Source organism: Pseudomonas sp. Irchel s3f19 (genome assembly GCF_900187555.1).
Taxonomy (GTDB): Bacteria; Pseudomonadota; Gammaproteobacteria; order Pseudomonadales; family Pseudomonadaceae; genus Aquipseudomonas; species Aquipseudomonas capeferrum.
This window is the reverse complement of sequence record NZ_FYDW01000010.1, coordinates 40,198-66,129: the sequence shown is the minus strand read 5'-3', so window position 1 is coordinate 66,129 and position 25,932 is coordinate 40,198. Positions and strand designations below refer to the sequence as shown.

The 25,932-nt window shown below is 63.5% G+C and carries 25 protein-coding genes and 1 tRNA gene; 10 read left to right on the top strand and 16 right to left on the bottom strand.

The window, feature by feature from the left end; genetic code table 11:
- The first annotated feature begins 161 nt into the window (after window positions 1–161).
- Window positions 162–1,076 carry a LysR family transcriptional regulator gene (locus CKW22_RS20535; RefSeq protein WP_095064943.1) on the top strand — a complete coding sequence of 305 codons (915 nt, stop codon included), beginning with the start codon at window positions 162–164 and terminating at the stop codon, window positions 1,074–1,076.
- 77 nt (window positions 1,077–1,153) lie between these two features.
- Here CKW22_RS20535 and CKW22_RS20530 read toward each other — a convergent pair whose 3' ends face one another.
- A complete protein-coding gene (locus CKW22_RS20530) occupies window positions 1,154–2,059 on the bottom strand; it encodes a TauD/TfdA family dioxygenase (RefSeq protein ID WP_095064941.1) in 906 nt (301 codons plus the stop codon).
- 36 nt (window positions 2,060–2,095) lie between these two features.
- Entirely contained in the window at window positions 2,096–3,133 is a 1,038-nt protein-coding gene (locus CKW22_RS20525; protein ID WP_033703279.1) for an ABC transporter substrate-binding protein, read from the bottom strand.
- Window positions 3,134–3,429: 296 nt separating this feature from the next.
- On the opposite strand from CKW22_RS20525, the gene CKW22_RS20520 reads away from it, so the two are divergent.
- From CKW22_RS20520 to CKW22_RS20505, 4 genes are all read left to right on the top strand, one after another.
- Window positions 3,430–5,025: an ABC transporter permease gene (locus tag CKW22_RS20520; RefSeq protein WP_256577326.1), complete on the top strand. Its 1,596-nt coding sequence runs from the start codon at window positions 3,430–3,432 to the stop codon at window positions 5,023–5,025.
- Window positions 5,022–5,885 carry an ABC transporter ATP-binding protein gene (locus CKW22_RS20515; protein ID WP_050506186.1) on the top strand — a complete coding sequence of 288 codons (864 nt, stop codon included), beginning with the start codon at window positions 5,022–5,024 and terminating at the stop codon, window positions 5,883–5,885. Before CKW22_RS20520 ends, CKW22_RS20515 begins: the two co-directional genes overlap by 4 nt.
- Window positions 5,886–5,985: 100 nt before the next feature.
- Window positions 5,986–6,062 (top strand) — tRNA-Arg (locus tag CKW22_RS20510).
- Window positions 6,063–6,223: 161 nt separating this feature from the next.
- Window positions 6,224–7,954: a dipeptidase gene (locus CKW22_RS20505; protein ID WP_095064939.1), complete on the top strand. Its 1,731-nt coding sequence runs from the start codon at window positions 6,224–6,226 to the stop codon at window positions 7,952–7,954.
- Between the two features lie 39 nt (window positions 7,955–7,993).
- Here CKW22_RS20505 and CKW22_RS20500 read toward each other — a convergent pair whose 3' ends face one another.
- Genes CKW22_RS20500 through CKW22_RS20490 form a run of 3 tightly spaced genes read right to left on the bottom strand, consistent with a single transcriptional unit; the run spans window position 7,994 to window position 11,995 of the window.
- On the bottom strand, window positions 7,994–8,827 hold the full coding sequence (locus CKW22_RS20500) for a hypothetical protein (RefSeq protein ID WP_033703282.1): 834 nt from the start codon (window positions 8,825–8,827) through the stop codon (window positions 7,994–7,996).
- Window positions 8,824–10,428: a hypothetical protein gene (locus CKW22_RS20495; protein ID WP_095064937.1), complete on the bottom strand. Its 1,605-nt coding sequence runs from the start codon at window positions 10,426–10,428 to the stop codon at window positions 8,824–8,826. The genes CKW22_RS20500 and CKW22_RS20495 overlap by 4 nt, the downstream gene beginning before the upstream one ends.
- Before the next feature lie 22 nt (window positions 10,429–10,450).
- Window positions 10,451–11,995, bottom strand: a complete 1,545-nt coding sequence (locus CKW22_RS20490; protein WP_095064934.1) for an OmpA family protein — start codon at window positions 11,993–11,995, stop codon at window positions 10,451–10,453.
- 254 nt (window positions 11,996–12,249) lie between these two features.
- Here CKW22_RS20490 and CKW22_RS20485 point away from each other — a divergent pair, with 254 nt between their 5' ends.
- Complete coding sequence (locus tag CKW22_RS20485; protein WP_033703285.1) at window positions 12,250–12,687, top strand: CBS domain-containing protein; 438 nt, start codon at window positions 12,250–12,252, stop codon at window positions 12,685–12,687.
- Between the two features lie 6 nt (window positions 12,688–12,693).
- On the opposite strand, the gene CKW22_RS20480 is transcribed toward CKW22_RS20485, so the two are convergent.
- The 3 genes from CKW22_RS20480 to CKW22_RS20470 all read right to left on the bottom strand — a co-directional run bounded on the left by CKW22_RS20480 (window position 12,694) and on the right by CKW22_RS20470 (window position 14,164).
- Entirely contained in the window at window positions 12,694–13,332 is a 639-nt protein-coding gene (locus tag CKW22_RS20480; RefSeq protein ID WP_033703287.1) for a hypothetical protein, read from the bottom strand.
- A gap of 69 nt (window positions 13,333–13,401) precedes the next feature.
- A complete protein-coding gene (locus CKW22_RS20475) occupies window positions 13,402–13,644 on the bottom strand; it encodes a DUF2789 domain-containing protein (protein WP_033703288.1) in 243 nt (80 codons plus the stop codon).
- A 61-nt stretch (window positions 13,645–13,705) separates the two neighbouring features.
- Window positions 13,706–14,164: an aminoacyl-tRNA deacylase gene (locus CKW22_RS20470; protein ID WP_033703289.1), complete on the bottom strand. Its 459-nt coding sequence runs from the start codon at window positions 14,162–14,164 to the stop codon at window positions 13,706–13,708.
- 97 nt (window positions 14,165–14,261) lie between these two features.
- Here CKW22_RS20470 and CKW22_RS20465 point away from each other — a divergent pair, with 97 nt between their 5' ends.
- Entirely contained in the window at window positions 14,262–15,602 is a 1,341-nt protein-coding gene (locus CKW22_RS20465) for a nodulation protein NfeD (protein ID WP_095064932.1), read from the top strand.
- Between the two features lie 2 nt (window positions 15,603–15,604).
- The gene (locus CKW22_RS20460) at window positions 15,605–16,357 is read left to right on the top strand and encodes a slipin family protein (protein ID WP_027595137.1); all 753 of its coding nucleotides are present in this window, start codon (window positions 15,605–15,607) and stop codon (window positions 16,355–16,357) included.
- Between the two features lie 69 nt (window positions 16,358–16,426).
- On the opposite strand, the gene CKW22_RS20455 is transcribed toward CKW22_RS20460, so the two are convergent.
- From CKW22_RS20455 to CKW22_RS20445, 3 genes are all read right to left on the bottom strand, one after another.
- Window positions 16,427–17,059 carry a LysE family transporter gene (locus tag CKW22_RS20455; RefSeq protein ID WP_033703291.1) on the bottom strand — a complete coding sequence of 211 codons (633 nt, stop codon included), beginning with the start codon at window positions 17,057–17,059 and terminating at the stop codon, window positions 16,427–16,429.
- Between the two features lie 124 nt (window positions 17,060–17,183).
- Window positions 17,184–17,771: a mechanosensitive ion channel family protein gene (locus tag CKW22_RS20450; protein WP_033703292.1), complete on the bottom strand. Its 588-nt coding sequence runs from the start codon at window positions 17,769–17,771 to the stop codon at window positions 17,184–17,186.
- Complete coding sequence (locus CKW22_RS20445) at window positions 17,771–19,681, bottom strand: ATP-binding cassette domain-containing protein (RefSeq protein ID WP_033703293.1); 1,911 nt, start codon at window positions 19,679–19,681, stop codon at window positions 17,771–17,773. The genes CKW22_RS20450 and CKW22_RS20445 overlap by 1 nt, the downstream gene beginning before the upstream one ends.
- 50 nt (window positions 19,682–19,731) lie before the next feature.
- Between CKW22_RS20445 and CKW22_RS20440 the strand changes: the two genes are divergently transcribed.
- On the top strand, window positions 19,732–20,214 hold the full coding sequence (locus CKW22_RS20440; protein ID WP_047582871.1) for a TIGR02444 family protein: 483 nt from the start codon (window positions 19,732–19,734) through the stop codon (window positions 20,212–20,214).
- On the opposite strand, the gene CKW22_RS20435 is transcribed toward CKW22_RS20440, so the two are convergent.
- Window positions 20,190–21,245 carry an AlgP family protein gene (locus CKW22_RS20435; RefSeq protein ID WP_095064930.1) on the bottom strand — a complete coding sequence of 352 codons (1,056 nt, stop codon included), beginning with the start codon at window positions 21,243–21,245 and terminating at the stop codon, window positions 20,190–20,192. The two genes, CKW22_RS20440 and CKW22_RS20435, sit on opposite strands and share 25 nt — an antisense overlap.
- 228 nt (window positions 21,246–21,473) lie before the next feature.
- Between CKW22_RS20435 and CKW22_RS20430 the strand changes: the two genes are divergently transcribed.
- Window positions 21,474–22,124, top strand: a complete 651-nt coding sequence (locus CKW22_RS20430; RefSeq protein ID WP_033703297.1) for an FKBP-type peptidyl-prolyl cis-trans isomerase — start codon at window positions 21,474–21,476, stop codon at window positions 22,122–22,124.
- Window positions 22,125–22,133: 9 nt separating this feature from the next.
- Here CKW22_RS20430 and CKW22_RS20425 read toward each other — a convergent pair whose 3' ends face one another.
- From CKW22_RS20425 to CKW22_RS20410, 4 genes are all read right to left on the bottom strand, one after another.
- Window positions 22,134–22,604 carry an Rsd/AlgQ family anti-sigma factor gene (locus CKW22_RS20425; protein WP_033703299.1) on the bottom strand — a complete coding sequence of 157 codons (471 nt, stop codon included), beginning with the start codon at window positions 22,602–22,604 and terminating at the stop codon, window positions 22,134–22,136.
- Window positions 22,605–22,835: 231 nt separating this feature from the next.
- Complete coding sequence (locus tag CKW22_RS20420) at window positions 22,836–23,336, bottom strand: disulfide bond formation protein B (RefSeq protein ID WP_095064928.1); 501 nt, start codon at window positions 23,334–23,336, stop codon at window positions 22,836–22,838.
- A 232-nt stretch (window positions 23,337–23,568) separates the two neighbouring features.
- Window positions 23,569–24,807: a heme biosynthesis protein HemY gene (locus CKW22_RS20415; RefSeq protein WP_047582867.1), complete on the bottom strand. Its 1,239-nt coding sequence runs from the start codon at window positions 24,805–24,807 to the stop codon at window positions 23,569–23,571.
- A complete protein-coding gene (locus tag CKW22_RS20410; RefSeq protein WP_047582865.1) occupies window positions 24,804–25,904 on the bottom strand; it encodes a uroporphyrinogen-III C-methyltransferase in 1,101 nt (366 codons plus the stop codon). The genes CKW22_RS20415 and CKW22_RS20410 overlap by 4 nt, the downstream gene beginning before the upstream one ends.
- Window positions 25,905–25,932 lie beyond the last annotated feature (28 nt).

Here is a 25,932-nt window from a genome sequence, read left to right as displayed (position 1 = left end):
AGCATTTCCGTTGGCGGAACCGAATCGCGGTCAGTCGGGCTTATATTCTTTTAAGTGATATAAATATTTGTAATTCATATTTAGTGGAATAAGTAAGACCCTTTATAAGGGGACTCACCCTTGTCAGCAATTGCATTTGACCGAAGGTTTTAATGTAGAAAATGCATATCGATCTCCGTCAGCTGCGCCACTACATTGCCCTGGTCGAGCACCGCAGCTTCGTGGCTGCGGCGGCCGCGGTTAACCTCTCGCAATCGGCCTTCAGCCGCAGCATCCAGACCCTTGAGCACAACATCGGCTGCCGACTGGTAGACCGCGCCAGCAAAGAGCTGGCCCCCACCCGCCAAGGCTTGCTGGTGCTGGAACATTCGCGCCGGCTGGTGCACGGGGCGCACAACCTGGTCAACGAGATCCACCAGTTCAACGGTGCCACCACCGGTGTGGTGCGCTTCGGCTCCGGCCCCGCGCCGGCCGGGGGCTTGGTGCCGCGGGCGGTGGCGCGTTTCGTGGCTGAATACCCGGCGGCGCGCACGTGTTTTCAGGTGGATAACTGGCAGGCGCTGAACCGTCGGCTGATTGCCGAAGAGATCGAATTCTTTGTCGCCGACACGCGCCAGTTCGAGTCAGACCCGGATTACCGCGTGCACAAGCTGACGCCGCAGCGCTGGCACTTCTGCTGCCGCGCCGGGCACCCGCTGACCACCCGCCCGGCCGTGCAGGCACGGGACCTGTTCGAGTACCCGCTGGCCACCACCTTGCGCCCACCGAACATTCGCAAGATCCTCAGCGACCTCAGCGGGCGACAGGACTTTCTGCCCTCGGTGGAATGCGAACACGGCTATGCGCTGCTCAACGTGGTGATGCATTCGGACACCATCGGCATTGCCTGCAATGCCAACCTGCGGCCGTATCAGCGGGATGGGGGACTGGTGGCGCTGAAGCTTGCAGACCTGGCGCCGGAGCAGGAAGAGGCGTTCTATACCCGCTATGGGGTGGTGAGCCGAGTGGGGTATGGGCTGTCGCCGTTGGCGCAGGGGTTGGTCAGGCAGTTGATTGCCTGTGATACAGAGGTATGACCGGCATACCCCTGTAGGCGCGGCCTTGCCGGGGCGCCGGACCGGTCGGAAAGGGCCGCAAAGCGGCCCCAACAGGCTCACCCCTTCCGCGTGGTGCGGCTCAGTTGCCCATCCACCCCAACCGGCACCTCACCCGCCAAGGTGACCCGCCGCACGATCCGCGGCTGGGTGCCGTAGTCATCCACCGCATAATGCTGGGTCGCGCGGTTGTCCCAAATCGCCACATCCCCCGCTTGCCAGCGCCAGCGCACGGTATTTTCCAAACGCGTGACATGCCCTTGCAGCACCGCAAACAGGTGCTGTGAGTCGGCCAGCGAATACCCTTTGATGCGTTTCACGAAGTGCCCCAGCTGCAGCGCCCGCTCACCGCTGATCGGGTGCACGCGCACTACCGGGTGCTCGGTCTCGTACACCGTCGAGGTGAACACCTTGCGATAGCGCTCAAGCTTGGCCGGGTCGACGTCAGGTTTGATGGATGCGTAGTCGTATTCGTTGCTGTGCACCGCCCACAGCTTGTCAGCCAGCTCGCGCAGCGGCTCGGGCAGTTCCTGGTAGGCTGCCGCCGTGTTGGCCCAGACGGTATCGCCACCGGACGTCGGCGCCACCACGCTGCGCAGGACCGAAGCCTTGGGGTAGGCATCGACGAAAGTCACGTCGGTGTGCCAGGAATTGGCCCGCTGGCCCTCGGCACCGTCAAGCTGCAGCAGGTAGCTGGTGCCATCTACCACCGGCACCGTGGGGTGCGCGACCGGCTCGCCAAGCAGCTTGGCGAAGCCTTCCTGGCTCTGGTCGTCCAGGTGCGTCTGGCCACGGAAGAAGATCACCTTGTGCTGGACCAAGGCGGCCTGAATGGCCTCTACAGTGGCGGCATCCAGGTCGGCAGAAAGCTTCAACCCGCGGATCTCGGCGCCGATACGGCCGGCAACCGGGTGAATATCGAGTTCAAGGGCGAGTGGCGCGGTGGCCAGGGCGGCATTGCTCATGGTCGTGGTCCTTACGGTTGTTGTCGGTTCAGAAGGTCAGCGGGCGGCCTGCACGGCCTGTTGCTGTTGCAGTGCGGCGTCGAGAAAACGTGGTTCGACCCAGTCGGCAACCTGGAAGCCGCGGCGGATCAGGCGCTCCTTGGCAGCCAGGTCGACGCCCTGCTGCAGCTGGGCCAGGAAGTCGGCGTCCAGGCGTGGGTCGAAGTAATGCGCGAGGCTTTCCTGGGCCAGGTCGTCGCTGAGAATGCTGCGCGGCCAGCTGGCGTTATTCGCCACCAGGTCGACGTAGGCATCACGGTTGTGTTCGTCGCGCAGCCACTCGGTGGCCTGTTCCTGGGCATTGACCAGGCGCTGCACCAGGTCGGGGTGCTGGCGGATGAACGCGCCGGTACCCAGCAGTACCGCCTGGGTGCTGCCGGCGCCTTGCAGGTCACGCGAACTGACGGGCAGTTCGACCAAGCCGCGTTCACGCAGCGAGAGCAGATTGGACAGGCCCCAGGTGGCGTCGATCTGCTTGGCGGCCAGTGCGGCGTTGGCGGCGTTGAAGTCCAGGTTGATCACCTTCAGGTCACGCTCGGACAACCCCTGGCTGGCCAGCGCGCTGGCGAACGACAGCTGGTTGGCGGTACCGCGGAACACCGCCACGCGCTTGCCCTTGAGGTCGTGCAGGGTGTTGATGCCAGACCCCGGCACCACACCCAGGTAGCTTTTCACCCCACGCACACCGGCCGACAGCACGCGGGTATCCAGGCCATTGGCCTTGCCGACGATCGCAGCCAGGTCGCCCAGGTAGGCGAAGTCGGCCTGGCCGTTGGCCAACGCCTCATTCACCACCGGGCCCGCGCCCTTGAAGAAGTGCCAGTCGATGCGGATGCCATCCTTGGCGAACTCCTTCTCTAGAAGTTGCTGGTCACGCAACACATCGACCACGCCGCCGGCACTGTGCTTGCTGCCTGCGCTCAGGTCGGGGACGGCGATGCGGATGCTCTCTGGCTTGGCCGATTCAAGCGCGTGAGCGTTGAGGGTGAAGACCAGCCCAAGGGCGGTGATCAGGTGGCGGATGGGGGTGTTCATGGCAAGGCTCCTTGGCAGGCTGCCACCGACGATGGCCGGCGCTTTGGGCAGAAGCTAGGCGGGACTGGTTAGAACATACAAAGATCAAAACTTCATTTTTTAGTAACCAGAAGGCATAAACCAAGCGGTGTGCGGGGCCGCGGAGGGCTTGCGGAGAACGCATGGAAAATATGAGGAAAACGCAACGGCAGAGGGCTTCCGTAGGCGGGGTGTGCGTGTTCTTATCTCTTGAAATGCGCACTGATTAATTTTTTATTCCATTAGTGCATAACGTGAAAACGCTTTGAGAGATGGCGATGAATGGAATTCTGAATTGGGGGCGGGGGCGGCGTCGGGGGCCGCTGCGCAGCCCTTTCGCGACGCAAGGCCGCTCCTACAAGGGCGCATACCTTTCGTGGGTATTGCCGGGGGTGATCGCGCTGTTGTGGGGGGTCGCCAGCCAGCAACACTGGATGAGCGAGCAGATACTGCCGGCGCCGGCGCTGGTGTGGCAGAGCGCGGTGGAGTTTGGTTCGGGGGAGCTTTGGGGGCACCTGTGGATAAGTTTGCAGCGGCTGTTCTGGGGGTTGGCGGTCGGTATTGCCAGCGGGCTGCTGCTGGGCACCTGGCTGGGGTCGTCGCGGCGGGCACAGACGCTGGTGCTGCCGACCTTCGTGGCGCTGGCGCAAATCCCGACCCTGGCCTGGATTCCGCTGTTCATGCTGTTCTTCGGCATCGGCGAGTTGCTCAAGCTGGTGGTGTTGGTAAAAGCCGTGGTGGTTCCTGTCACCCTGCACACCTTGGTTGGCGTGCGCGATGCCCAGCCCAAACTGCGTGAAGCCGCAGCGGCCCTGCGCCTGCCACGCCACTTGTGGTTCCTGCGCCTGCTGCTGCCTGCCGCCCTGCCCGCCTTTCTGACTGGCGTACGCCTGGCCCTGGCCACCGGCTGGACGTCGTTGCTGGCCGTGGAGCTGCTGGCCTCCAGCGAAGGCATCGGCTACCTGATGGTGTGGGGCCGGCAACTGTTCATGCTCGACCTGGTGTTGCTCTGCATCCTGGTCATCGGCCTGGTCGGAGCGCTGATGGAGCAAGGCTTCTCGCGCCTGGAGAAACGCCTGTTGTTCTGGCCGCAACCCGCCACCGGCGAGCAACAGCGCGGCCCCATCCCCAAGGGTTGGCAGAGCCTGCTGCTGCCGGCCGCGCTGCTGGCCCTGTGGCAGGCCAGCAGCAGCCTTGGCTGGATCGACCAGAACATTCTCACCTCGCCCCTGGGCGTGCTGCGGACCCTGTTCAGCGGGCTGGCGGACGGCACGCTGACAGAGGCGTTGCTGCTGAGCCTGCAACGTACCCTGAGCGGCCTGGCCCTTGGCGGCGGCGCGGGCTTGCTGGTGGGCGTGCTGCTCGGGCTTTCACACCATGCCGAACGCGTGTTCGGGCCAAGCCTGACCGCCGTGCGCCAGGTGGCGTTGTTCGCCTGGGTGCCGCTGCTCACCGCCTGGTTCGGCCTGGGCGAAGGCGCCAAGACCGTGTTTGTGGCCCTGGCTGCGTTCTTCCCGCTGCTGATCGCTACCCAGCGTGGCATCGCCGGGTTGTCGCCACAGCTGGGTGAGGCGGCCCGCACCTTGCGCCTGGGCCTGCTGGAACGCCTACACCGGCTGGTGCTGCCGGGCGCCGCACCGGCGATTTTTGCCGGCCTGCGCCTGTCGCTGATCTATGCCTGGCTGGGCACCATCGGCGCGGAATACTTCATGCCCTCAGACGGCGGCATCGCCAGCCTGATGATCGGTGCGCAACAGCTGTTTCGCATGGACCAGGTGATGGCTGCCATGGTCTTGATCGGCCTGGTCGGCGCCCTGCTCGGCACCCTCGGACAACGCCTCGAATCGCGCGCCACGCGCTGGAGAACTGCATGAACGCCTTCAACACCTCGCACCTGCCCGCCGCCAACCAGGCCGACGTCTCCCCGCCGCTGGTCAGCTTCGAGGGGGTCGGTAAAGTCTTCAGCGTCGATGGCCAACCGTTCGAGGCCATCCGCGATTTCAACCTGGCGATCAACCAAGGCGAGTTCATCGCCATCGTGGGTGCGTCCGGCTGCGGCAAGTCCACCCTGCTGCGCCTGCTGGTCGGGCTCGACACCGACTACAGCGGCAGCATCCGCGTCGATGGGCAGCCGGTCAGGGGCATCGGTGGCGAGCGCGGCATCGTGTTTCAGGAACACCGCCTGTTCCCTTGGCTGACGGTGGAGCAGAACATCGCCCTGGGGCTGGTCAACGAGTTGCTCACCCAGGGCGAACGCGCCAGGCGGGTGCATGAGTTCGTTTTGCTGGTCGGGCTCAGCGGGTTCGAATCGGCTTACCCACACCAGCTTTCCGGTGGCATGGCCCAGCGCGTCGCGATTGCCCGCGGGTTGGTGGCAAGCCCGCGTATTCTGCTGCTCGACGAGCCTTTCGGTGCCCTCGATGCACTGACCCGCCAGCAACTGCAGGATGAACTGCTGGCGATTCGTGAACGCGCCGGCATCACCACCCTGTTGGTGACGCACGATGCCGAGGAGGCGACGTACCTGGCTGACCGGGTGGTGGTGCTGGAACCACGGCCGGGGCGGATCAAGTCGGTGGTCGAGATTGATCTGCCGCACCCGCGGCTGCGTACGGGCGTGGCATTGCATGGGCTGCGCGAAAAGGTGCTGCACCAGATCACCGGTGACGGTGGTTACCTGCCGCAACCGGCGCGCCGGGTCGAAGGGCTGCGGCCTGAACTGATTGCGCTATGAATGGCTAGCGCGCGCTGCCACAGGATCACCCCGGGGAAAAACAGCCACAGATCAAGGCGATGGACGCAACCGAAACAGATGGGTATCATGCGTGCGCGTTGCACTCGTAGCTCAGCTGGATAGAGTACTGCCCTCCGAAGGCAGGGGTCGTGGGTTCGAATCCCGCCGAGTGCGCCATCTTCGAAAGCCCTGGGATTATTCCCGGGGCTTTTTCGTTTGTGCGACATGTCGCGTTTCTGGTACTCCCGTACCGCAGAGCATTGGTGTTAGCGTGGGCACCTTCCCGTTTTTCGAACGGGTACCTCCCTACAACGATTCGCGAAGGAATGCGCGCACCCATGCACCTGAAAAAACTCACCGCAACCTCACTGCTGCTGGCCAGTATCGGCCTGTTCAGCGTGCCGGCCCAGGCCAACCTCTCCCAGCAACAATCTGCGGCCATCATCAAGGCCTACGACGGCACCGACCCTGCGGACTTCAAGCAGTTCATCGGCAAGCTCAACGGCAGCGACCTGGCCAAGGCCGACAACCTCGGCGATACGCTGAGCGCCTACCTGGCCAACAAACCCCTGGCCGTCGAACAGCAAAACGAGATCAACCGCCTGCTGGGCCTGTATACCCGCATCAAGTACGGCAAGGCCGCCACCGAAACCCTGCGTGAACTGGTGGCCATCCCCACCTTCAGCGTCGACGGTGTGCCGCAGCACGAGAACCCGCAATTCCTGAAGATCGCCGACAAGATCAAAGCCCTGGCCGAAGGCTTTGGCCTGACGTTCCGCAATGTCGACAACCGGGTCTACGAGATCACCCTCGGCGAAGGCAAGGAAGTGGTCGGCATCCATGCCCACGCCGATGTGGTGCCGGTCAACCCGGACAACTGGAAGCTGGACGATGGCACCCGCCTCGACCCGTTCAAGGTCACCCTGGTAGGTGACCGCATGTACGGCCGTGGCACCGAAGACGACAAGAACGGCATCGTCGTGGCGCTGTATGCACTGAAGGTGGCCAAGGACGAAAACCTGCCCCTGGCCCGGCAGCTGAAACTGCTGGTGGACACCACCGAAGAGACCAGCGGGGATGCCATCCCCTACTACTTCGAGCGCAACCCGACGCCCGACTACAACCTGGCGCTCGATGGCGGCTACCCGGTGGTGATAGCCGAGAAGGGCTACGGCACGGTGATGGCCAGCTTCGACAAACGCGCCGCCAGCGGCCAGGGCGCTGAAATCACCCACCTCACCGGCGGCCTGGCCACCAACCAGATCCCCACCACCTCGGTAGCCACCCTGGCCAGCGACAAGCCGGCTGAACTGGCAGCAAGCCTGAACAAGGCCGGTGCCGAGTACGTGAAGGGCAATGGCGGTGACTTCAAGATCGACGCCAAGGTGGCCGGCAAGGACGTGCTGCTGACCGTCACCGGCGTCTCGGCCCACTCTTCGGAGCCCGAATCTGGGGTCAACCCGGTGGCGCGCATGCTGGTGTTCATCGATGGCCTGGGCCAACAGGTGCCGCTCAAGCACAACCAGTTCACCGACGCCGCTCGCTATGCCAACGACAACTGGGGCCTGGACTACCTGGGCAAGAAGCTGGGCGTAGGCTTCGAAGATGCGTTCATGGGCCCGCTGACCGCCTCGCTGACCTTCGTCGGCGTGGATGACAAGGGGCTGAAACTGGCGGTGAACCTGCGCATCCCGAAAGGCAAGCCGGTCGCCACGATCAAGCAGGAACTGGTAGCCAGACTGGGCAAATGGACCAGCACCCGCCATGTCCCGGTCGCCTTCGACTACAGCCTCGACGAGCCGATGTTCCGCAACCCGGAAGGCGAATGGGTCAAGGCCCTGCTGGCCGTGGCCAGCGAAAACCTGGGCATGAAACATGAGTTCGGCACCTCGGCGGGTGCCACCTCGGTGCATGACCTGCCCAACGGCGTGCAATTCGGCCTGGCCATGCCTGATGTGAAGTACACCGGGCATAACGACAACGAGTTCAAGACCGTGGAGCAGTTCATGCTGGATCTGCAGGTAGTGAGCGAGATGGTCGCGCGCATCGGGCAGATGCCGAAGCTGTAAGCAAGCGCACTGGGGCCGCAGCGCGGCCCCAGTGTCTGATTACCGAAGGTCGGTGCTCAGGCTCGGTGTACCAAAGCCTTCCAGCGTCGCGTTGGACGCATTCAGGTACTGCGCCCAGAAGTTGTTCAGCGCATCCATGGTCTTGCCGGAACGGTAGGCATGCTTCACCGCGTCGGTGACCAGGCCTGCGCCAGACACATACACCCGTGCACCCTGCAGGTCCGCATACAGCCCCTTGCTTTGCGCAAGCTTGAGCTCGCTGGCGACATCCAGCTGCTTGATCTGATTGGCGGCGTAGAAGCTGGTGTAGTCGGAATGCTCGAGCATGTCCGAAATCAGGTACACCACCCGCTCCTGGACACCCTGCTCCTTGCCCATGTCTTCACCCACGCGGCGCAGCGTGTTCATGATCTCGCTCTTGGGGATGTCCTGGCGGGCTTCACGCAGGCCTTTCACGAACAAGCCGCCAAAGCCTGCCTGAAAGGCTTTTTTCTGGGTCGCCAGGCACTGGTCCAGGCCACGCAGTTTGCGCATGTTCACATCGTCACGCACCTCGCCCTGCAACGGCATGTCCAGCTCCCCGGCATACACCAGGCGCTGATACTCACCCGGCAGGAACGCCGAGAAGGTATACAGCCTGACGCGATCGCCCGGCTGCACGAACCGGTCGATCTGGCCCCAGCTGCTGCGCTGCAGGTCTTCAGGCATCGGGATGGTCTGATCGATGATCACCACCAGCTCGCGGCCGGTCCCTGCTGGCTTGATATCGGCCAGGCCGTTGCGCGTGTAGCAGCTCTGCAGGTCGTTGCGTTCGGCGGCCAGCGCTGCACACGGCAGCGCCAGCGCAAGGATCAGGGCCTTGGCAAGCCTCATGACAGCATGCCCTCCTTGTTCGCCGGGAACAGGCCAAGCGCCTTCAGCGCCTGCTGTTGCTCGCGGATATCACGCAGTTGCGCCTCACTGACATTCAGCGCACGGCTGGCGGCGGCCAGGCTTTCTTCCGGCAGGCCGGTGACATCGTGGAAGTCCGACGCCTTGATAGCGGCCGGCTCGACCACTGCCGCAACTGGGGCAGCTGGGGCAGCTGGGGCAACGGCAGGCCGGGGCTCGACCGGCGCTGCTGCGACGGCGACCGCAGCTGGCGCAACGGCTTCAACGGGCCGAACTGGCTTTTCCGGCTTCTCCGAGATTTTGTCTGCCTTGTGCTCGACGAAACTCAGGAAATTGCGGCGGGCGGTATTTTCCCCGTCCAACGCAGTCAGCACGTTGGCATCGGTGTGATCGCGGCTGGACAACAAGGTCTGCAGGCGACGCAGCTTGTCATCGGCATGGCTGGCGATGGCCGAACGCTGCTGATCCATTGCATCGAGCATCTCTTCGGAGGTGGCGTACTTGTGGGTACGCTGCCAGGCGGTATGCGAGTGCGTACCGGCGAAGAAGTAGCGGCTCGCCAACCACAGGCTGATGCCTTGAATCGCCACGTAGATCAGCGACAGCATCACATAGGTGGTCAGGCTGGCCTTGCGGATCGCCTGCATCTTGTCGTCGATGGTGGCGTTATCCGCTTCATCGTTGATGGCCTGGGACTCTGCCGGCAGGTCGAATGGCGAACCTGCAGTGCTGCTTTGCGAGGACGCTTCGGCACGCATGCCGTTGACCATTTCGGTCTCGATGCTGTCCAGGGTGGCCGAACGGATGACGAAGGCGCCGATGGCCATGGCAACCACGAACACACCACAAGTGATCAACCAGAAGAACTTGCGCGTGACGTTGGCGTTTACATCCTTTACGCGGGCCAGCAGCTGCTCGTAGTCAGGCTTGTCCGAGTCGTCGAACGAGTCTTCCAGGTTGATCGCTTTGTTGGACTTCAGGGAGCGGGAGCGCTTGGAGGGCTCTTCACCTTGCCACCAGTGGCGGGCGCGGGCGACCAGGCTGTTGTGGTGCAACGCGTGCCCGGCGGCTTCGGCAAGAAACGCCGAGGCGACGGCCAGCAGGATCGCCACAAAAGCGGTCAGCCAATGACGGTCGTTGGTGGAGGCATCCATGTTCACCCAGCCGGCGACCACATAGGCGAAGCCCATGGCCTCGACCACCACCAACATCAGTACTACCGCCAATACCCACCACGGGCGCGCAGAACGCCCGGCCTCACCAGCCTTGGACAGGTAATCGAGGTAGGCGCTGTAGGCGTTCGCGTCCTTGGCGTACAGCTTGAATTTTTTGTTGTACACGTTCGCCAGGTTGACTTCGTGGTTGATCCAGCCGTCACCGTCGACCGAAGCTGGCTTGCGCGACAAGCGCGCCACCGTGCCGATCAAGGGGAAGCTGTGCCAGACACGGATCAGAAAGTAGGACACCTCTTCCCAGTAGTTACGCACGATCACCGCCGTGATCAGCAGCGAAAGCAGGCCAGCGGAAAGCAACTGATTAGCGAGAATCAGCGATTTGAGTGCAGCAAGCGAAAAGTCTTCCATTCAGGACGTCCTTGACGGGGATTTATTTTTTGGCCGGGATCGGCTTGTAGGAAGCGACATACGCGTCACTGCCGGCGGCATAGAACAAGGCACCCTCGTTGACTTCGGCGTTGCCTTTGCTGAACACGATATCCATGCAGGAAATCGAGGCCTGGGCATCACTGGCGAAGACCCGGTACAGCACTTCGCTTTCGCCTTCATAGGTGTTGGCCACGGCGTTCATCGTCCGCGTCTTGTGCTGGGTGGGCAGCTTGTAGTCTTCGACCAGCTGAAGGATCGGCTGGCGATCGACCCGGGCGTTCTCGCGCAAGATCGAGACCGGCGACACGGTCACCAGGTGCCCGTTGACCAAGTTGGCCCAGACACGGTTGTTGTAGCCCGGCAGATAGTCCTTGGTGGCGCGCCGCTGCAAGGGCTGGTCATTGGCCATGCTCAGCACTTCACCGGCATTGCGTGGCCGGTCGGCTTCGCAGCTGGACATCGGCATCTGCGCCGCGTAGGCGCTGCTGATCAGCGTGAAACCGCTCTGTTTCGGCTTGATGTTCTGGGCCATGGTCCAGTTGTAGCTGGCAACCGGCGTACCCGCGAAATCGACTTGCGGTCGTGCGCCAGCAACGGCCTTGGCAGTGCTGGTGCTGGTGCTGGTGCTGGTGCTGGTCGCGGCAGGCGTACGCTGCGCCGTGGTGGCTTTGGTCGGCGCAGGCTTGCTGCTCGCTTGCGCCGTGGTGGCCGCCTGACGGGGCTTGGCGGCGGTCGAGGTGCCGTAGTGCAGGTAGCGGGTGTTGCTCGCTTCGGCCTGGGCACGCATTACCAGGGCCTGTTCGTTTGCCAGCTCGACGATTTCCACGCGGCGGTTCTTGCCACGCAGCAGCGGGTCGCTGTTGTCGGCGATCGGGCGCGATGCCCCAGCCCCTTGGTAGTAGATCGCGCCGGCCGGGATGCCGGCCTGCAGCATGACCTTGCCGACCGTCTTGGCGCGGCGCTCGGACAGCTTCTGGTTGAACTCGGCATTACCCACCGCATCGCTGTGGCCAACGATCAGCAGGCGACGTGCTTGCGCCTCCTTGGCGGCAGCCTGCTTGTCGCTGGCCGCAGGCTTGGCATACATCTGCGCCAGCTTGGCCACGGCCCGCTGGCCGCTTGCGGTCAGTTGGTCGGAACCGGTGGCGAACATGCCGGTGTCCTCGATCTGAGTCACCAGGCCTGCCTGTTCAGGCACCGCCGTTACCACGGCGGCCGAGGCGACCGTCAACTGCTCGGTGGTGATCTTCAGGTTTTCTTCCTTGGCGATGCGGTCAAGCTCCTGCAGGCGGGACTGCCACACATAACCGACGACGCAACCCAAGGCGCCGCCAGCTGCGGCGCCGGGCAAGATGCCGTCCTTGCCTTTGAGGGCATAACCGGCAGCCCCCCCGGCCACGGCCCCGACACCACAGAGCACTGGCAGGCCGTAGTCCTTGCCAATGTCTTTTACAGTCTTGGAAATACTCTCCCTCTGTTGGCTGCTGCAACCGGCAGCGATCATGAAGGCGCAGCTTAGCGCTGTAAGGCGAAACATACTTTGCATTGCGGCTCCTTGCCGAACGAGGTCTAGATGATGGCAACTTGACATGCATTGTCACAGATTATTGGGAACATTGCCGCCCCCAGGAAGGTCGCCAGCACACTATATCTGGCCTGCCTCCTGCGCGAAGTACGCAATCGGCTCAACCATGACGTTTTTCAATCGCCTCCATGCCGTTTCCTGCATTGCCGTGCAGAGCGCCGTGCCGGATGCTTTATTTACTTGGAGACAACGCTTTTTCCACCGCAGAGGCCCGTATGAAAAACGTCGAACAAATCCTCAAAACCAAGTCGAAACACCAGACCGTTTACACCATCGGCCCTGACGACTCGGTGCTGGAGGCCCTCAAGCTGCTCGCGGAGAAGAATATCGGCGCACTGCCGGTGGTGGAGAACAACCAGGTGGTGGGCATCGTCAGCGAACGCGATTACGCCCGCAAGCTGGTGCTCAAGGGCCGTTCGTCAGCGGCAACACCGGTGCGCGAGATCATGAGTGCCCCGGTAATCACGGTCGAACCCAAGCACAACCTGGAATACTGCATGAACCAGATGACCAACCTGCATTTGCGTCACCTGCCGGTGGTCAGCAACGGCGAGCTGCTCGGCCTGTTGTCGATCGGCGACCTGGTAAAGGAAACCATTGCCGAGCAGGCCAACCTGATCCTGCAGCTGGAGCAGTACATCCGCGGCGAATGAACCGCGTCAATGGTAGGCGCGCTCCAGTTCGTCCAGTTGATGGTCGAAGCTGCGCAGGCGCGCCGACCAGGTATACACCAGCACTTCAAGGTCGCGATTGAGCACTGCGGTGGTACCGTTGCCGGTACAGGTGGGCTCGCCCAGGTCGAGCTGGTAGCGCTCACGGGCCATGGCCGCCGCCACACTGGATAAGTCCCGCGCGTTGGCCAGCCAATGGTGTTGATGATCGTGGATTTCGCGGTCGAGCGCCCGGCACTGGCGCTTGAGGGCATCCAGGCTCTGCTCCAGGGGCGTGCCCTTGAGCTCGCCCATGACCTCTTCGAACGTACGCCCGGAATGCCAGTAGCTACCCCAGAAATAGCGGTCGAACACCGTTTCGACCCGGCGCAGGGCCACCTTGGTGTTCCAGATGGTCAGCAACGTTCGCCCCTGAATCACTTCGCGCTTGTTCAGGTGCAAGTGCTGCCAGGCGATCCAGGTCAGCGCCACCAGCGCAACCGCCACGGTGACCGCGGCGGCGGCGTAGAGAAACTGCACCGCCTGGTTCATCTGTTGCGTCTGCCTGATGCCATAGAAGTAACTGGCCGTCAGCGTGCCCAGGATCGTCACGGAGCACCAGAAGCCTGGTGCGTAGGGATCTTTCATCGCGCTATCCCCTTATTGTTTTCCTGAGCATAGCAACGGCCAATCACTCGTCAGGTGCCGCTCGGCGCTTTATTTTCGGGGGCGACGTAACGCTTCGTTGAGTTGGTCAAAGGGCACCGCCCAATCGGCATCTTCATTGATGCTGTCCTTCAGGAAATTGCGCTGGGCGTCGGTCCAGAACGGGGCATCCACCAGCTTGATCTCGTTTTGCAGCGGTGAATGGCTGGTGATGAATTGATCGATACTCAAGGCATCTTCAGGCAAGCCCAGCTGTTTGAAAAGGTCTGCAAATGGGTGGGTAGGTGCTTCCATGGTTCCTCCTGAAAGCCGGCCAGGCCGTCCACGACGCCCGCCCGGCATTGGTTTGAGAACATCAGCACAGCTCACGCACTTCGGCGTGCGGTACCAGCTTCATGAACTGCTCCATGCTCATGTGGATCAGGTGATCGTGGTCACCTGCCTCCAGGTAGACATCACCTTGGCGGGTAAGGGTCGGGTCGAGCATCATTTTTATCGCGTAGGCATCGCCAAGCGCCGGTACCGCCCCCCGTTCGCAATCACCGAACAGGCTCGGCAAGCCGCTTTCGCGGGTCAGTTGCCAGGCGCCGGACATGCGTACCTTGCTCATGTCCAGGTGCCGGTTGGCCGGTAGCACGGCCATGATGTAGTTGCCATGCCGGTCATCGAGCATTACCGACTTGGCGACCCGCTCGGCGGGTACGCCGGCCGTGCGGGCCGATTCCAGGCTGGTGGCCGAATGTGGATGGGGAATGATGTCGTAGTCGCAGTTGGCCTTGTCCAGGCGAGCCTGCAGCGTCTTTGCCATGCGCATGATGCACCTCCGCAGTTACCCCCAATCTTCAATTTTAGGCCTTGGGCCGCCAGCCATGACTAAACTTGTGTAATAGAGGCGAACGAGGTGACGACAGGTGGCCGCTCGCTGGTGGCGCTGGCTGTTGCTGTTGATGCTGCTCGGGTTGACGCCGAGCGGCCAGGCCGCGCCCGGAGCGGTCTGGGTGTTGAGCATCGACGATGCCATCGGCCCGGCCAGTGCAGACTACCTGGTGCGCAGCCTGAACCAGGCCCAGGCGCAGGGCGCGCAACTGGTGGTCATTCGCATGGATACGCCCGGCGGCCTGGACAGCGCCATGCGCCAGATGATCAAGGCAATACTCGCCAGCCCCGTGCCAGTTGCAAGCTTCGTCGCCCCCAGCGGGGCGCGGGCTGCCAGTGCTGGCACCTATATCCTCTATGCCAGCCATGTTGCAGCCATGGCCCCAGGGACCAACCTGGGGGCTGCCACACCGGTGCAGATCGGCGGCGCCCCCAAGGAGGACAAGGCCAGGCCCGGTGACGATGAGCAAACCCTCGCCCGCAAACAGGTCAATGACGCCGCCGCCTACATACGGGGCCTGGCGCAGCTGCGCGGGCGCAATGCCGATTGGGCGGAGAAGGCGGTGCGTGAAGCGGTCAGCCTGTCTGCCAGCGAGGCTATGCAGCTGAAGGTAATCGACTGGGTGGCGAACGACCTGCCCGACCTGCTGCGCCAGCTCGATGGCAAGACGCTGGAGGTTGCCGGCCAACCACGGCAACTGCACACCCGCGATGCCAGCCTGGTCGAGCACCTGCCGGACTGGCGCACGCGCTTGCTGGCGGTGATCACCAACCCCAGCGTGGCGCTGATGCTGATCATGGTCGGCGTGTACGGCCTGCTGTTCGAGTTCATGAGCCCTGGCTCCGCCGTTGGCGGCGTGATCGGCGGCATCTGCCTGCTGTTGGCGCTGTATGCCCTGCAGTTGCTGCCGGTGAGCTACGCCGGGGTCGCGCTGATTTTGCTTGGGCTGGCCTTTATGATCGCCGAAGCGTTCTTGCCCAGCTTTGCCGTGGTCGGTTTTGGCGGCATCGTTGCGTTCGTGGTCGGTGCGGTCATCTTGATGGATACCGATGCCCCCGGCTTTGGCATCCCCTTGGCGTTGATCGCCAGCCTGGCGCTGCTTTCGGCGCTGTTCATCGGTGGCGTGCTGGGCATGGCGCTGAAAACGCGCAAACGCGCCTTGGTCAGCGGTGATGCCGGGCTGGTCGGCAGCCTGGTCACCGTCACCCAGGTGCTGGCAGACAACCCGTACTGCGGCTCGGTACAGGCGCAGGGCGAACAGTGGCAGGTACAGTGCGCGACGCCACTGCAACCTGGCCAACACGTGCGCGTCATGGCGCGTCGCGGCGTGATGCTGGAGGTAAGCGCCGCTGCACCTTCGGCGCAAGGAGAATGACGATGTTCATGCAATTGGGTTTCGGCGCCCTGCTGATGCTGCTGGGCGTGCTGTTGCTGTCGGCGTTCCGTATCTTGCGAGAGTACGAGCGCGGCGTGGTGTTCCAGCTGGGGCGCTTCTGGCAGGTCAAAGGGCCGGGGCTGATCTTGCTGATCCCGGTCATCCAGCAGATGGTCCGGGTAGACCTGCGCACGGTCGTGCTGGATGTGCCGCCGCAGGATGTGATCACCCGCGACAACGTCTCGGTAAAGGTCAATGCGGTGCTGTACTTCCGCGTGCTCGACCCGCAAAAAGCCATCATTCAGGTCGAGGACTTTCTCGTCGCCACCAGCCAACTGGCCCAGACCACCCTGCGCGCAGTGCTCGGCAAGCACGAACTGGACGAGCTGCTGGCCGAACGCGAGCAGCTCAACGCCGACATACGCCAAGTGCTGGATGCGCAAACCGATGCCTGGGGCATCAAAGTGGCCAATGTCGAGATCAAGCACGTCGACCTCAATGAATCGATGGTGCGTGCCATCGCACGCCAAGCCGAGGCCGAACGTGAACGGCGGGCCAAGGTGATCCATGCCGAAGGGGAATTGCAGGCGTCCGAGAAACTGATGCAGGCGGCGCAGATGCTCAGCAAGGAGCCGGGGGCCATGCAATTGCGCTATATGCAGACGCTGGGGGCGATAGCCGGGGACAAGAGCTCGACCATCGTGTTTCCGCTGCCGTTGGATTTGCTCAAGGGGTTTGTGGAAAAACCGAAATAGCGGCGGTGCGGCGATCCGACTTGCCCCGCGAACACCGGCGAAGCCGGTGCCATCACTCGCGGGCTTTTTTCAGATAGGCGCGCGGCGCAGGGTCGCCAGGAAGGTCGCCGCGCCGAGGAACAACCCGGCAAAGGTACGGTTCAGCCGCTTCTGCTGCTTGGGCGTACGCAGCAGGCGCAGCACGCGCGAAGCCAGGCCGGTGTAACCCGCCATCACCAGCATGTCGACGGTGATCATGGTCACGGTGATTGCCACGTACTGCGGCAGCAGCGCTTCATGGGGATTGATGAACTGCGGCAGCACCGCCAGCATGAACACCAAGGCCTTGGGGTTGCTGACGTTGACCAGAAAACCACGGAACACCAGGCTCAGCGGTTTGCCGATGGGGCGTACGGCAGGCTCGTCACTCATGTCCATCGGCAACGCACGCCATTGCTTGTAGGCGAGGTACACCAGGTAGGCGACGCCAAACCACTTGATGATCGTGAAGGCAGTGGCGGACGCAGCAAGGATGGCGCCGACACCGGCGGCAATGATGGCGATCTGCACAATCAGGCCAATCTGCAGGCCCAGGGCGTTCCAGTAACCGCGCCAGAAACCGTACTGCAGGCCGCTGGACATCGAGGCAATCGCCCCGGCCCCCGGTGAAAGGCTGATCACCCAACACGCAGCAAAGAAGCCCAACCACACTTCCATCGACATCACACACCTCGCTCGAACATATGTTGCAAAACGTTAAGCTAAGGTGTTGGTGAAAAAATAACCAGCGATTTTTTGAGTGTGTGCGGGGGTTGTAGCGGCCTCTTTGCTGGCCAATGTCAGGGGGTCAGTCAGACTCGCTCGACAAGTCCCTGTTCAGGCCCTGCACTTCAGCCCCCCGCCAGCGCCGCACCGACTTCTGGAAGAACTGGCTGTTGGGCACTTGCACCAGCGCCCCGCCCGCCTCGGGCAATTCCATCAGCGTGGTGAACAGCAGGTTGATGGCTATGACCCGGCCTTTGACCCCAGGCTTGTCCAGGGTATCGACCAACTCCACCACATCGCCGATGCGAAACGGCCCGACGGTGAAGATCAACACTGCGCACAGCAGGTTGGAAAGCACGCTCCACATGGCGAAGAAGGCCACCGCGGCCACCGCGACGAAACCGGACAGCGCCGTCCACAGCACCGTCGCAGAAACCCCCATGCGCTCCAGCACGAACAGCAGTGCGCTGCCCATGATCAACCAGCGCAGGCTGCCACGCACCGGCACCAGCAACTCCGGCGGCAATGGATAACGCTGGCCCAGACGGCTGAGGCCACGGGCGATGACGCGCTGCAGCACGAAGGCGGCGGCCAGGATCAGCAGAATCTGCAACCCCAGCCAGAAGGTATCCATCCATTGCCCCGGCAGCAGCGAGCGCAACTCCTCCATCAGGACAGCGCCTCGAGCTCGGCCTGCATGCTTTCGAGGGTTTCCAAGGCTTCCATCCAGCCCTCTTCCAGCTCGCCTTCACGCTGCTTGAGCTTGCTCTGGCGGGCCAGCAGGTCACGCAGTTCATCCTTGCGCGCCGCCTCGTAGACGCCACTGTCGCCTAGCGCGGTCTCGATCTCGGCCAGCTGGCCGTGCACTTGGTTGAGCTCGGCCTCCAGCTTGTCGGCCGCTTTCTTGTGCGGTGCCAACTGCTGACGCAAGGCCGCTGCCGCCTGGCGCTGGGCCTTCTTGTCAGTCTTGTCCGGGTTGGCTGGGGCGTTGCTGGCCGGCGCACTGCGCTGACGGTAGTCGAGCAGCCAGCGGCTGTAGTCTTCCAGGTCGCCATCGAAGGTACCGACCTTGCCGTCGGCCACCAGCAGGAAGTCGTCGGTGGTGCTCTTGAGCAGGTGACGGTCGTGGGAAACCACCACCACGGCACCGGCGAACTCCTGCAGGGCCATGGTCAGGGCCAGGCGCATTTCCAGGTCGAGGTGGTTGGTCGGTTCGTCCAGCAGCAACAGGTTCGGCCGCTCCCAGGCGATCAGCGCCAGGGCCAGCCGGGCCTTCTCGCCGCCGGAGAAATTCACCACCGGTTCGTCGACACGGTTGCCATGAAAATCGAAGCCGCCGAGGAAGTCGCGCAACGTCTGCTCGCGCTCTGTGGGGGCAATGCGCTGCAGGTGAAGCAGCGGGCTGGCCTTGTCGTCCAGGGAGTCGAGCTGGTGCTGGGCAAAATAACCCACGGCAAGGTTCTCGCCACGGACCAGGCGCCCCGACAGCGGTGCCAGCTCGCCGGCGAGGTTCTTGATCAGGGTCGACTTGCCCGCACCATTGGGGCCGAGCAGGCCGATGCGCGCACCCGGCACCAGCTGCAGCTTGACCTTCTCCAGGATGGCTTTGTCGCCATAGCCCAGACAGCCCTCGGACATGTCCAGCAGCGGGCTGGAAATTTTCTGCGATTCGCGGAAGACGAAATCGAACGGCGAATCGACATGCGCCGCCGACAGTTCTTCCATACGTTCCAGGGCCTTGATTCGGCTCTGTGCCTGGCGGGCCTTGGTGGCTTGCGCCTTGAAGCGGGCGATGTACTTTTCCATGTGCGCGCGCTGGGCCTGCTGCTTCTCGTAGGCTTGCTGCTGTTGCGCCAGGCGCTCGGCACGGGTGCGCTCGAACGCGCTGTAACCGCCCTTGTACAGGTTGAGCTTGCGCTGCTCGACGTGCAGCACGTGGTCGACCACAGCATCGAGGAAATCGCGGTCGTGGGAAATCAGCAGCAAGGTGCCGGGGTAACCCTTGAGCCAGTCTTCCAGCCAGAGGATCGCATCCAGGTCCAGGTGGTTGGTGGGCTCATCGAGCAGCAGCAGGTCGGACGGGCACATCAGCGCCTGCGCCAGGCTCAGACGCATCCGCCAGCCACCGGAGAAGTCACCGACACGGCGGTCCATCTGCTCGTTGGTGAAACCCAGGCCTGCCAGCAGCTTGCGCGCGCGGGCATCGGCGGTATAGCCGTCGGCACTTTCCAGCTCACTGTGCAGGCGGGCCAGGGCGGTGCCGTCATGCGCCGTTTCGGCTACGGCAAGCTCGGCCTGCACCTTGCGCAGGCGCACGTCGCCATCGAGCACATAGTCCACGGCCAAGCGGTCGAGGGTGTCGACCTCCTGGCGCATGTGGGCTATGCGCCAGTCGCCGGGCAGCTGGCAGTCGCCGGAATCGGGCGAAAGCTCACCGCGCAGCAAGGCGAACAGGCTGGATTTTCCGGCGCCGTTGGCGCCGATCAAACCGGCCTTGTGGCCGGCGTGCAAGGTCATCTCGGCGCCTTCTAGCAAGCGCTGCGGACCACGCTGTAAAGTGAGGTTGGATAGTCTGATCATGATGGTCGCGGAGTCTACCAGCTTCCTCGGCCCGTAGCGTGAGTGGAATCATGTGCACCGACCTGTGGAATCACGCCTTGGCCTTGTATGCCAGGCCCGGCGTGGAAGAGGCCTGCCTTGGCGTGCAAGCGCTGGGCGGCGACGTTTGCCTGTTGCTCTGTGCGACCTGGCTGCAAGCACGCGGCGTGGCCGTGACTGAGCAGCGCGCGCAAGCCCTGGTTGATATCGCCGAACCTTGGCAGCGTGAGGTGGTGGCCCCGTTACGTGGCCTGCGTCAACAATGGCGCACGGCAGCGCACAACGATGCGCTGTTGGCGGCATTGCGTGAGCAGGTAAAGGGGCTGGAATTGCAGGCCGAGAAGACCTTGCTGGCACGCTTGCAGGCGCTTTCGCAACAGTGGCCCGCAGACTCTCACGAGCCCACGGACGACTGGCTGGCCCGGCTAGCGCCGGACCAGGCCCGAGAACACCGCGCGCTGCATCAATTGCGCGTCGCGGCGGCAGCGCTTCAGGAGGCCGAAGACGGCGCCTGAGCCGGGGTGCTGGCAGGTGCCGAAGCGGCCGGGGCCGGGGCGGCCGAATTGGTCGCGGCAGCAGGCGTGCTGGTGGCAGCCGTGGCCGGCTTGGTTTCGGCTGGCTTGGCGGCTGCTGGCTTGGCGGCTGCTTTCACCGCCGGTTTTGCAGCGGGCTTGGCGGCGGCACGCGCGGGTGCCTTGGTGGCAGCGGCCGGTTTCGCCGCAGGCTTGGCCGCAGGTTTGGCCGCTGCTGTTTTAGCCGGGGCTTTGGCAGCAGCTGGTTTGGCTGCAGGCTTGGCGGCAGCGGCCTTGGCGGGTGCCTTGGCAGCAGCTGGCTTGGCTGCGGGTTTGGCAGCAGCAGCCTTGGCCGGGGCTTTGGCAGCAGCTGGCTTGGCTGCGGGTTTGGCAGCAGCAGCCTTGGCCGGAGCTTTGCCAGCGGCTGGTTTGGCGGCTGGCTTGGCCGCAGGCTTGGCGGCGGCGGTTTTGGCTGGCGCCTTGGCGGCAGCGGGTTTAGCGGCAGCTTTGGCTGGCGCCTTGGCAGTGGCGGCTTTGGCGGCTGGCTTGGCGGCGGTGCGAGCGGCTGGCTTGGTAGCGGCGGCTTTCGCCGGTGCTTTGGCAGCGGCCGGTTTTGCAGCCTTGGCGGCTACGGCGCGCTGGTCCAGTGCTTTGCTGGCGGCTTCACGCACCTTGCCCACACCCTGGGCCAGCTTCAGGCTGTCCTGGGCATCACGTTTGAGTTGCTGGATATAGGTGCGGGTCTGGGTCTGGCGGTCCTTGAGCGAGTCGAGCAACCCTTCAAGTTCACCAATGGCTTTCTGGGCCTTGGACTGCGCCTTGGCTTTACCTGCCTTGGCCGCGTCCTGCATTTTCAGGCGACCATTGTGCAGTTTCTCTTGTGCCTTGCCCCGTTGCTTTTCCAACTTGGCCAGCAGTTTTTCCGCATCAGCCAGCGCTTGCGAGCAGGCATCTTCCAAATGTTCGAGCAGGCTGCCCGAAAGTTGCTGGAGCAGGTGCAACGGCGTACTTACTGGCTTCTTTTTGGCCGACATGGTTTACCTCCTGGCTGACGAGATTGCGGCTCATACTATGCTTCTGCTGCTACCGCCGCTAGGGCATGTTGACAGTAATATTTACGCCGCGTTGCATGCCTGGGCAAAGTTGTTATCTTGCAGCTCCGTGAAAGTGTAGTTGCTGAATTAAGCGTTGCTCATATTTGGCTGATACTGGCCCACCCCGATGTTGGCTGTAACGGCCCGTTCATTGCGCAGGAACTGCCCATGCCTCGTTTTCTTGTTTTAGGTTTGTGCCTGGTGGCGCCCTTTGCCCTGGCCAATGCGGACGACCACGACCTGGCTTACAGCCTGGGCGCCAGCCTGGGCGAGCGCTTGCGCACCGAGATGCCTGGCTTGCAACTGGACGCCTTGGTCGAAGGCCTGCGCCAGTCCTATCAAGGGCAGCCGCTGAAGCTCGACAAGGCACGCATGCAGGCCGTACTGCAGCAGCATGAGGCGCAGGCAGACAGCACGGCGGAGCAGGCCGAGGCAGACAAGCTCAAGGCGGTGGAAACACGCTTCATGGCCAACGAGCGGGCACGGGCCGGTGTGCATGAGCTACCCGAAGGCGTGCTCTACAGCGAACTGCAAAGTGGCGCCGGGGCACAGCCCAAAGCGGGGGGCAAGGTACAGGTTCGTTACGTAGGCAGGTTGCCGGACGGCTCGGTGTTCGATCAGAACCAACAGCCGCAGTGGTTCAGCCTGGGCTCGGTGATCGAGGGGTGGCAGGTGGCCTTGCCTCGGATGCATGCAGGCGCCAAATGGCGCCTGGTGATTCCGTCGGCACAAGCCTACGGCGCAGAGGGCGCGGGTGACCTGATCGCACCCTATACGCCTTTGGTATTCGAGATCGAACTGCTGGCAGTTGGCGACTGACGCCAAGCCTCAGGCTTCGACTGCGCCCTCTTCCTTGTGCGCGTTGTGCAGCACCTCGATCAGGCAATCTTCCAGCTCGAAGCGCTCGTGCAGCAGGCCGCCCAGCTTGGCCAGTTTTTCGGCGAAGCGCTCAGGGTCCTTGCACTCGCCCTTCTCGCAATGGTCATTGAATGCCAGGGCGATCTGGGTACTGTCATCGATACGTGGGTTGATCTGTGTGGCCAGTTCAAGGCCACGCGTATCACCGAAGGCCTTGGCTTCGCTGACCAACTGTTCGCTGACCTCGAAGTGCCAGGCCGACACGTAGTCGACCAGGACCGCACAGAAATCGCGGTTCTTGTCCTTGTCGGCGAAGGCCGGCTTGGCGTCGCGCAACGCGCGGAAAGCCTGCACCAGCTCCTGGCGCTCCAAAAGCCAACGGTCGATCAGCTTATGAACCCCGCCCCAGCGTTCCTGGGCGTTCTGACAACTATCGAGCATGGCGATCTCTTCCCTTCTGGGTAGATGCCGCTGCACCTCGCACCACGACCGCGCAGCACAAAGGTGACATCAGCAGGACGGCATCGAGCAGTTGTATTTTCGGTATGCGTGCTGGGAGATTATTCCCGCGCGTGCTGACCATCAAGGTACTCAGCAGACAAAGTTCATACAAGTGTTTAATACCCCCTGGCAACGCCATTGGTCGCGATGGCGCCCCAGGCGTGCGCCAGGTCAAGTACCGGACAGGGTGCGGAAACGATACGCCAGCAGGTGGCTCAAGGGCAGCGCAGCCAGCAACAGGAACGCCAACAGGCTCCATTCAGGCAGCGTCAGGTCGAAAAAACTCCAGGTCAGCGAGTGGCAATCCGGCCCACCCAGCAGTAACTGCCGGGCAGCCTCGCGCCAGGATTGCTCGAACACCCGCCAGATCGGCGCCGGGCATACATGGACCGCCCCACTCGCCCCTTGCAGCCAGACATGCCGGGCGGCCAGCAGCGCCCCCGTCAGCGAGCAGGCCAGCAGCGCCCGCGTGTAACCGCGGCTGGTCGAAGGCGCCTGTACCACTGCGCCCAGGCAAAGCATCGCGTACAGGCCCAACAGCAGGCGCTGGGTGAAGCACAACGGGCACGGTATCAGCCCCAGCGTATATTCCAGGTAATAGGACCCGACCAGCACCGCCAACGAGGCCAGGCAGGCAGGGACAAAGAAAGTGCGTAAACGGGCCGGCAGCATGGGCAATGGTGGTCCCGGGGAATGAAGTGGCTTGAAACGGTAGAGGAAACAACCGCTTTGTTTCAAGGCACTACAGGGACGACAAGTCGCTGAATAGCAAAGGAAGTTTCCATTCTGTAAGTAGGAAACGTCTTAAGAAGTGGATTGCAGATCTAACTTACATTGCCAGACAAGTTACCCAGCCCCTGAATCCGCACTTCGGCGCGGGCTCAGGGGTGGCTCAGGCAAAGGTTCAGGCGCGTACGGCTTCTGGCAACGGCAGCGCCAACAGACGCTCATCCAGCAAACCAAGGCCTTCCTGGAACAGTTGGTTGCTGCGCTCGGTCTCGCCAAGGCCGGCGAGCAGGCGGGCCAGCTCGGCGCAGGTTTCCGGGTTGCGTTCCATCCGCAAGCTGCTTTCCAGATAGTCACGCGCCTTGCCCCACAGGCGGTTCTGCAAGCTCAGGCGGCCGAGGGTCAGCAACAGGCTCGGGTCTTGAGGGTTGGCTTTAAGCCAGCCTTCGGCAGCCTGTAGCTGACGTGCCGGGTCATCACCGCGCACCAGGCCATACAAACGGGCCAGGTGGCTTTCGTATTCGCGCTTGAGGGCGGTGCGCAACACCTGCTCCGCCTCGCCCTGGGCGCCCACCTGCCGCAGTTGCTCGGCATAGGCCAGCACCAGTTGCGGTTCCTGGCGCTGGGCGGCGGTAAGCTGTTGCCAGGCGCGCTCCAAGGCCTGACGCGCACTTTGCGCATCTTCGCCCCGGGTCGTCGCCAGGCTCAGGTTCTGGCCCCAGGCGCGTTTTTCCAGTTCGGCGAGCTCATCGGCCGGCAGCACCTTGCCCTTGCGCAGCTCAGGCAGCAGACGAATCAGCGCCGACCAGTCGCCGCGCCCCAGGTGCAGGCGCTGCAGCAGGCGCAGTACCTGGCCGTTGTGCGGGTGTCGCTCGTGCATGACCAGCAGGGTTTCCAGGGCGCCGTCGGTATCACCGCGGTCCATCTGCAACTGGGCATGGGTCAGGGCAATGGCAAGCTCGGCCTGCGGCTGACGCTCCAGAGCACGCTCGAGCAACTGGTCGCTGTCTGCCGTGCGGCCTTGCTCGTTGGCCGCGCGGGCGGCACCGAGGTAGTACAGCAAGGGTTGGCGCTCGGCTTCGGCGGCGCGGTGCAGATGGCGTTGGGCGCTGGCCCAGCGGCCCTCGGCGAGGTCCAACTGGCCTTGCTCGATGGCCACCCGGATGCGACGGCTGCGGTTGCGTCGCGACCACGGGTTGACCACACCACTGGAGGTCAGCACCAGGCCGACCAGGTAGCGCAGCAACCAGAGCACGGCGATTACGGCGATCAGCCCGGCCAACGCCGCCCACAGTCCCGACTGGTAACGGAAGCTGCCATAGGAGATCAACACATAGCCACTGTGCTTGGCCACCGCGATACCCAGCGCGGCGGCGATCACGATCGCCAGCACGGCCAGCAGGTAGACCCGCTTCATGGTTTGCCCCCTTCACCCTCGGCCGGCAGGTGACGGCGCTGGATGTAGGCCTGCACCGAGGCCAGGCTCTCGCTCAGGTCAGGGGTGACGACAGACACCGGCTGCTCGGCCAGGGCGTTGAGGCTGTCGAGCATGGCCTTGCTCTGCGGGTTGTCGGCGTTGAAGTTGGCCAACAGCACAGAGCGCGCATCATCCAGCGCCTGGGTGTAGACCTTGGCCTCGCCGTTGAGCGCCGCCCACTGGGCCTGCTCGATGGTCAGGCTGAGGGCCAGGCGCAACTGGTTGAGCGACTGCCCGGCCAGCAGCGGCCGCACGTTGTCATCGGCATTGAAGTCGATCTGGAAGTACTTGGAGATTTCCGCCCACCACTGCGACCAGCGACTGGCGCCATCGCCGTCGGCAGTCAGCGCGCCAAGGGCATCGGCGTTGCTGTCGAACTCGGGCGACTGGGCGCTGAGCTGCTGCACCAGTTCACGTTGCGCGGCCAGCTTGAGGTACAGGCCGGTGCGGTCGGGTTGCTGGGTGCTGTTGAGCGTTGCCAGGCTGCGTGCCAATTGCTCGCGGGCGGCGAAGGCGCCTGGGTCGCTCTGCTCGCGCAGGATTTCGTCGGCGCCTTCGACCAGCGCCTTGGCACTGGTGATGTCTTGCAGGGCCGAGAGGCGCAGGGTGGCCAGGCGCAGCAAGTGCTCGGCCTCTGCCAGGCGCCATTCCTTGCGGCTTTCGCCAAGCACGGTTTCCAGGCGCTGGCTGAGGCGCTGCTGGTCGCCTTGCAGCTGCGAGACCAGCCGGCGGCGGTCTTCCAGCTCGCTGGCGGCCGGCAGGCTGGCCAACTGTGCACTGATCTGCTGCTCACGCTGCTGCAGCGCTTCGGCGCGCTGGTTCAGCGCTTCAAGGTGCTGCCCTTGGTTGAACTCGTTGCCTTGCAGTTGACGCACCTGCCAGACACCCCAGCCACCTATTGCGACCCCGGCCGCTCCCAGCAGCAGGGCCAGTGCTGCCAGACCACTGCCGGAGCGCTTAGCAGGTGGGGCTGTGACGGGGTCCGCCGGCGTCTGGGCCGACGGCTGATCATTATTGGACAAGACAGTTTCGCTCACGTATCCATCCTTTGCATGGGGGCGCTTG

What these genes read in the sequence shown, in the direction of transcription:
- CKW22_RS20535 (WP_095064943.1), top strand. Translation starts at nt 162, where the DNA reads ATGCATATCGATCTCCGTCAGCTGCGCCACTACATTGCCCTGGTCGAG.
- CKW22_RS20530 (WP_095064941.1), bottom strand. Translation starts at nt 2,059, where the DNA reads ATGAGCAATGCCGCCCTGGCCACCGCGCCACTCGCCCTTGAACTCGAT.
- CKW22_RS20525 (WP_033703279.1), bottom strand. Translation starts at nt 3,133, where the DNA reads ATGAACACCCCCATCCGCCACCTGATCACCGCCCTTGGGCTGGTCTTC.
- CKW22_RS20520 (WP_256577326.1), top strand. Translation starts at nt 3,430, where the DNA reads ATGAATGGAATTCTGAATTGGGGGCGGGGGCGGCGTCGGGGGCCGCTG.
- CKW22_RS20515 (WP_050506186.1), top strand. Translation starts at nt 5,022, where the DNA reads ATGAACGCCTTCAACACCTCGCACCTGCCCGCCGCCAACCAGGCCGAC.
- CKW22_RS20505 (WP_095064939.1), top strand. Translation starts at nt 6,224, where the DNA reads ATGCACCTGAAAAAACTCACCGCAACCTCACTGCTGCTGGCCAGTATC.
- CKW22_RS20500 (WP_033703282.1), bottom strand. Translation starts at nt 8,827, where the DNA reads ATGAGGCTTGCCAAGGCCCTGATCCTTGCGCTGGCGCTGCCGTGTGCA.
- CKW22_RS20495 (WP_095064937.1), bottom strand. Translation starts at nt 10,428, where the DNA reads ATGGAAGACTTTTCGCTTGCTGCACTCAAATCGCTGATTCTCGCTAAT.
- CKW22_RS20490 (WP_095064934.1), bottom strand. Translation starts at nt 11,995, where the DNA reads ATGCAAAGTATGTTTCGCCTTACAGCGCTAAGCTGCGCCTTCATGATC.
- CKW22_RS20485 (WP_033703285.1), top strand. Translation starts at nt 12,250, where the DNA reads ATGAAAAACGTCGAACAAATCCTCAAAACCAAGTCGAAACACCAGACC.
- CKW22_RS20480 (WP_033703287.1), bottom strand. Translation starts at nt 13,332, where the DNA reads ATGAAAGATCCCTACGCACCAGGCTTCTGGTGCTCCGTGACGATCCTG.
- CKW22_RS20475 (WP_033703288.1), bottom strand. Translation starts at nt 13,644, where the DNA reads ATGGAAGCACCTACCCACCCATTTGCAGACCTTTTCAAACAGCTGGGC.
- CKW22_RS20470 (WP_033703289.1), bottom strand. Translation starts at nt 14,164, where the DNA reads ATGCGCATGGCAAAGACGCTGCAGGCTCGCCTGGACAAGGCCAACTGC.
- CKW22_RS20460 (WP_027595137.1), top strand. Translation starts at nt 15,605, where the DNA reads ATGTTCATGCAATTGGGTTTCGGCGCCCTGCTGATGCTGCTGGGCGTG.
- CKW22_RS20455 (WP_033703291.1), bottom strand. Translation starts at nt 17,059, where the DNA reads ATGTCGATGGAAGTGTGGTTGGGCTTCTTTGCTGCGTGTTGGGTGATC.
- CKW22_RS20450 (WP_033703292.1), bottom strand. Translation starts at nt 17,771, where the DNA reads ATGGAGGAGTTGCGCTCGCTGCTGCCGGGGCAATGGATGGATACCTTC.
- CKW22_RS20445 (WP_033703293.1), bottom strand. Translation starts at nt 19,681, where the DNA reads ATGATCAGACTATCCAACCTCACTTTACAGCGTGGTCCGCAGCGCTTG.
- CKW22_RS20440 (WP_047582871.1), top strand. Translation starts at nt 19,732, where the DNA reads ATGTGCACCGACCTGTGGAATCACGCCTTGGCCTTGTATGCCAGGCCC.
- CKW22_RS20435 (WP_095064930.1), bottom strand. Translation starts at nt 21,245, where the DNA reads ATGTCGGCCAAAAAGAAGCCAGTAAGTACGCCGTTGCACCTGCTCCAG.
- CKW22_RS20430 (WP_033703297.1), top strand. Translation starts at nt 21,474, where the DNA reads ATGCCTCGTTTTCTTGTTTTAGGTTTGTGCCTGGTGGCGCCCTTTGCC.
- CKW22_RS20425 (WP_033703299.1), bottom strand. Translation starts at nt 22,604, where the DNA reads ATGCTCGATAGTTGTCAGAACGCCCAGGAACGCTGGGGCGGGGTTCAT.
- CKW22_RS20420 (WP_095064928.1), bottom strand. Translation starts at nt 23,336, where the DNA reads ATGCTGCCGGCCCGTTTACGCACTTTCTTTGTCCCTGCCTGCCTGGCC.
- CKW22_RS20415 (WP_047582867.1), bottom strand. Translation starts at nt 24,807, where the DNA reads ATGAAGCGGGTCTACCTGCTGGCCGTGCTGGCGATCGTGATCGCCGCC.